This is a genomic window from Legionella sp. km772, from assembly GCF_003989735.1.
Taxonomy (GTDB): Bacteria; Pseudomonadota; Gammaproteobacteria; order Legionellales; family Legionellaceae; genus Legionella.
Genome location: NZ_RZGQ01000258.1, coordinates 1 through 3,157, shown reverse-complemented (window position 1 = coordinate 3,157; position 3,157 = coordinate 1). Strand labels below are relative to the sequence as shown.

Here is a 3,157-nt window from a genome sequence, read left to right as displayed (position 1 = left end):
ATAAAAACTCATTTAAATCACTTTGCTATTAAGTACAAATTGATTCTTAGAGCGAACCAGATTGCTTGGCAGGAGCTTAAAAATATGGCAGCTTAAAATTGACCGTGCGTAACATGAGTGAGTTAGGGTCAAATAAAATATCCTCTTATAATGCACAGAAGTTTTATCTCTAATAGAGTTTACCTGTGGCTTTTTTCAAAATTTAAGCACTACCTCCACGGATAAACCGTGGAGTCTAGCTGATGAGAGATAACGAATTAATCCGCTTCAACCTTATAAAAAGAAAGGGATAATTTTATAAGGCACGAGTTGACAATATTCTTTCCAATAATCACCGTATTTCTTTTCACAGCGTTGATCATCTCGAAATGCTCTATCAACCAGAAGAATGGTTAAAAAAGCAAGGTAGAAATAGGGGGCGAAATGGGTAAATAAAGCAGGGACTGACCAGAAAAAAGTTCCCGTCAATTCTGGTATATAATGGAAATGACGTGCGACTCCCCACCACCCTGAAGCCAATAATAGAGTATGTTTTTCCTCTCCCTGTTCCGTATGATAGCGGACTGCTAAAGTAACAGGTTTTTTGCCCCAAACGGTACACTCGCCATTGCTGGCTCGCGTATTAAGTCTCTGCTTATCGGCAAAATAATTAATCATAATACTAACGACACCGAGGACGGTGATTACTAGGGCTAATAGGTTATTGAGATGAATAGGATGAGTTACTAAATACATACTGGGTGAGGTATATACACAAGGTACCCATACCATGCATCCCCAACAAATATAAAAACCGGCACGATCATGCATGATGTCTAGGGAACGTAAATAACCCTTTTCCCAAAGATAAAATTTACTTAAATAGACAAACTGTAATCCTACTGAAATTAACATTGAATTGGAGACCGCTCCCAGTTCAGCTTGCTTTGCACAATAGGAAATTAAAAATAAGCCCCAACTCATCATTCCAAAACGACAAGTAATAAATTGCTTAATATTCCAACCTTTGATCTGTGGGTAAAGTTCTGTGCCCCAGTAATAATCAAATATTATATTTTTTGTTATACCAGAGTCAGTTGTGGAGGGATAAAATCGGCCTTTGATATATAAAAATACACAGGTGATTAGACTTAATAGATTTAAAGCTCCAAAAAGAGCACCTAATTGCTCATATAAAATAGCCGCAGAGAAAAGGTGCAGACCAAAGCTTGCAACACAAAAACATAGCATAGTAAGGAAAAAAGCTAGGGGCCCATTTTCTTTATACACAGGAACATTGCCTTTAGGAGTAATAGGCCCATTAAATTCTTTTCCGGGTAGAAGCCGTAATAAACCTAATTGAAAAACCATAAAAAGGAAGATCATGAACCAAGCCGTTGGACTACCGAAAAAATAAGGTTTGGCGGTAAGATAAATGGTTTGCAACAAGCCTTGTTGTTCGATCAATTCCCATAAAGCCCATATAGAGCCTTGTAATTGGGTTATCGTATACCAAAAAAGGAATACAAAAATGGGGCATGTTACCATGAGTAGTAAAGGCCCGAGCGTATTTCTCAGCTTAAAAATCATTCTATTTCCCTATAATTATGATGAGCTTAGTAGCATATCATAAATATCCTGCAGAAATAGTTAGGGAAAAACGGAATTCATTCTAATTAATATTTATTTTAGACCCCTTCTATCAAAATCATTCTTGTTCCTATATAAATTTGCTATATGATATAGGATTGCTTTTTATTTCAGAGAATAGGGATATGAGATTTAGCCTTTTATGTTCAATAGTTGTGTTAGTTAGTTCACAAGCAGTGAGTGCTGAGGTAAATAAATTATCGCCAGTAAAAGAGGATTTCACCACCCAAACAGCAAGCGCGCAAAATCCATTGAGTCATTTATGGCTTAGCGCTTTAGGGGTTTATACTGATTTTAAATTTAATTCCACCACAGGAACAAACTATAATAGCTATAAAGGTTATTCAAAATTAGCTTCAGTAGGTGGGAATAATATTCAATTATTTCCGGGGTTGACGGCTGGCCTTGCTCTTTTTAGAGTCGAAACCCAACTAGGCTCTCAGATCCTTCTTAACCCGGGTTTTCCAACTCACTCAGTGCAAAGCATACGGAATAACACCTTATTTGGCCATTTGCTTAAAGAATTTCAACCTAATTTTTTTGTGGATCTTTCGGGTGCTTATGGTCGAAATAAGGTAAATATTACTTCTTTTTTAGATATTAATTCAAACTGAATAGATGAACATATAGGCTATGCTAATACCTATAGTACAAACTGGTTTGTTAGTCTTATGGGCTTGTATACCAAGACTTGGAATAGATGGTTGATGAATGCGAATGCACGCATACTTTATACCACAGTAGACAGTGGAGCTTATTCTTTTTTCTTTCAAACGAATTTCCCAACTCAAACAATTGAACCTTTATCTAACAAGTCCTGGTTTTTAATGGAAAATGTCGAATTTGGCTACACTCTAGAAAAATACCCCTCGTGGATTCCTTTCATCAATGCTGGTCTTGTGCAAGTGCTGAGTTTTAAGAACAGTAGACCGCTAGTCAATATAGCAATTAATGGCATTTCTCCACAGTTAAATTTAGATAAAAATGGCGTACATTTTGGCGGCGGGTTAGCTTACACCTATAAGGACTTGACCGTGCGGTTAGAAGAACAATACTATAATGCCGGCCGAATTTTTAGCAGCTATCAGACCCTTTTAGGCATCAAATACGCTGTGGTTTAATTGATGAAGATGATTGCGCAGTTATATGGATCTCTAAAGCGTTCTGCAAGACGGATTCAAATACTGCTGGGCCTCCTGTGTGTTGTTTTTGTTTTAGTAGTGGTTCTTTTTAACGTACCAGTAATGAGTGCTATCATTACTCGTGTTAATTACTTCATCTACGATCACATCGTTTCTTTATTTCCTCACTCCTATAAAGAAGTGAATAAAGTGATTATTGTTGATATTGATGATGAATCCCTCACGAAAGAAGGTCGCTGGCCTTGGCCCAGAAATAAGATAGCGCAATTCAGGGTCACCTCATGAAAAATTTTGAGATAAGATAGTGGTTAAAATAGAATCATCCCATCCAGCATTTTTTCTGAGCCGCTTAATAGATTGCCTTTTCATCTGATTTTTAGTTAATT

4 protein-coding genes are annotated in these 3,157 nt (G+C 36.8%); 3 read left to right on the top strand and 1 reads right to left on the bottom strand.

What is annotated here, in order from left to right; translation table 11 throughout:
* Positions 1 to 273: 273 nt before the first annotated feature.
* Positions 274 to 1,569 carry a 7-dehydrocholesterol reductase gene (locus tag ELY15_RS14845; RefSeq protein WP_127101386.1) on the bottom strand — a complete coding sequence of 432 codons (1,296 nt, stop codon included), beginning with the start codon at positions 1,567 to 1,569 and terminating at the stop codon, positions 274 to 276.
* 185 nt (positions 1,570 to 1,754) lie between these two features.
* On the opposite strand from ELY15_RS14845, the gene ELY15_RS14840 reads away from it, so the two are divergent.
* From ELY15_RS14840 to ELY15_RS14830, 3 genes are all read left to right on the top strand, one after another.
* Positions 1,755 to 2,243, top strand: a complete 489-nt coding sequence (locus tag ELY15_RS14840; protein WP_127101384.1) for a hypothetical protein — start codon at positions 1,755 to 1,757, stop codon at positions 2,241 to 2,243.
* Positions 2,244 to 2,336: 93 nt separating this feature from the next.
* Positions 2,337 to 2,750: a hypothetical protein gene (locus ELY15_RS14835; protein ID WP_127101382.1), complete on the top strand. Its 414-nt coding sequence runs from the start codon at positions 2,337 to 2,339 to the stop codon at positions 2,748 to 2,750.
* A 3-nt stretch (positions 2,751 to 2,753) separates the two neighbouring features.
* Positions 2,754 to 3,056 carry a CHASE2 domain-containing protein gene (locus ELY15_RS14830; protein ID WP_127101380.1) on the top strand — a complete coding sequence of 101 codons (303 nt, stop codon included), beginning with the start codon at positions 2,754 to 2,756 and terminating at the stop codon, positions 3,054 to 3,056.
* Positions 3,057 to 3,157: the final 101 nt, after the last annotated feature.